Origin of the sequence: Bifidobacterium miconisargentati (genome assembly GCF_019331675.1) — a bacterium.
Classification (GTDB): domain Bacteria; phylum Actinomycetota; class Actinomycetes; order Actinomycetales; family Bifidobacteriaceae; genus Bifidobacterium; species Bifidobacterium miconisargentati.
This window is the reverse complement of record NZ_JAHBBJ010000038.1, coordinates 1-1,473: the sequence shown is the minus strand read 5'-3', so window position 1 is coordinate 1,473 and position 1,473 is coordinate 1. Positions and strand designations below refer to the sequence as shown.

The following is a 1,473-nucleotide window of genomic DNA, read 5'->3' as shown; positions in this document are numbered from 1 at the left end:
AGCGACGTGCCTCACGTTTTTTGAGCGCGTAGGGTGTGGTGGTGCCTCATCGGGAATGAGCGCGAACGGTATCGGTCCTGTTTGGCTTGTCTTATGGAAGACAGGATCAGCATGGCGACGAAGCGGCAGGTCACCCTGAGATTCAGGGATGAATACATGAAGGCGTCGAAGAAGGACAAGGGACGCATCCTCGATGAGATGTGCTCCGTGCTGGGAATCGGCAGGAGCACCGCGAGACGCAGACTCACGGAAGCCGGGCGCGGTAGGCCGTCGATGTCGCCCGCGGAGCGGCCGAAGCGGTATTCGGAGCAGTCGCGCGAGCTGCTGGTCCAGGTGTGGCTGATGATGGATGCGCCGTGCGCGAAGTACCTCAAGGCGATGCTGCCCCTGTGGATGCCCATGCTGCGCGCGCACGGCGAGCTCGCCGACTGGGACGGTTTCGCGTTCCGCGAGCTGGAGCGGATGAGCGCGGCCACGATGGACCGGTACCTCAAAAAGACGCGCGACGCGGCACGGCCCAGAGGCATCTCCACTACCCGGCCCGCCGGGGAGCTGCTGCGCAACTCGATCACGATCAGGAAGGCCGGCGACGAGCTGGACGGCCTGCCCGGCAACGTCGAGGCCGACACCGTGGCCCACTGCGGGCCGAGCGTCAGGGGCGAGTTCTGCCGCACCCTGACCGTGGTCGACGTCGCCACCGGATGGACCGAGAACGCGTCGTGCCGCAACAACGCGTTCGCGAACCTCTCCAAGGCCGAGGCGCTGGTCGAGGCCTGTCTGCCGTTCCGCATCCGCTCCTACGACACGGACAACGGCAGCGAGTTCATCAACCGCGACCTGATCGCCTGGCTGCAGGAGCGCGACATCGAGCAGACCCGCTCCCGCCCCTACAGGAAGAACGACCAGGCCACCGTCGAGTCCCGCAACAACCACGTCGTGCGCCGCCACGCGTTCTACTACCGGTACACCGTCGATGAGCTCGGCCTGCTCAACGAGCTATGGGAGCTGGTGCGCGTCAAGGCCAACCTGTTCACCCCGTCCAAGAAGCCGGTCGCGCGCGAAAGCACCCGGGACGGCCGTCCCCGCCGCGTCTACGACGCACCACGCACCCCGTGGGAGCGGCTCAAGGAGTTCGACGAGGCGGACAGGGCCGCCGGCGGCCCCGGCTTCATACCCGACGACAAGCGAGAGGAGATCGAACACACGCTCGCGACCGTGAACCCGGCCGAGCTCGTCCGCCGCATCCACGACATCCAGGACCGGCTCGAAGCACTGGCGGCACCGCGCACCGCGCGGCTGGCCAGACGCATGGGCCCGGACATGGCATACTTGAACAAGACGCTCGCCCGGATCGCGGGCGTCGAACCGGAAGACGACGAAACCCCACAAGCCGACGCGGACTAGGATTTCACGCTCACCACAGGTGAGGCACCACTCCGGATTACGCGCTCATTTTCAAATGAGGCACCTCGG

At 66.3% G+C, this 1,473-nt stretch carries 1 protein-coding gene; it reads left to right on the top strand.

Annotation, left to right across the window (positions count from 1 at the left end; translation table 11 throughout):
* Window positions 1–156 precede the first annotated feature (156 nt).
* Window positions 157–1,404: an integrase catalytic domain-containing protein gene (locus KIH81_RS11910; protein WP_236029605.1), complete on the top strand. Its 1,248-nt coding sequence runs from the start codon at window positions 157–159 to the stop codon at window positions 1,402–1,404.
* The last annotated feature ends 69 nt before the right edge of the window (window positions 1,405–1,473 follow it).

Excerpts from the sequence above, each read along its gene's own strand:
- KIH81_RS11910 (WP_236029605.1), top strand. The coding sequence starts at position 157 with ATGAAGGCGTCGAAGAAGGACAAGGGACGCATCCTCGATGAGATGTGC.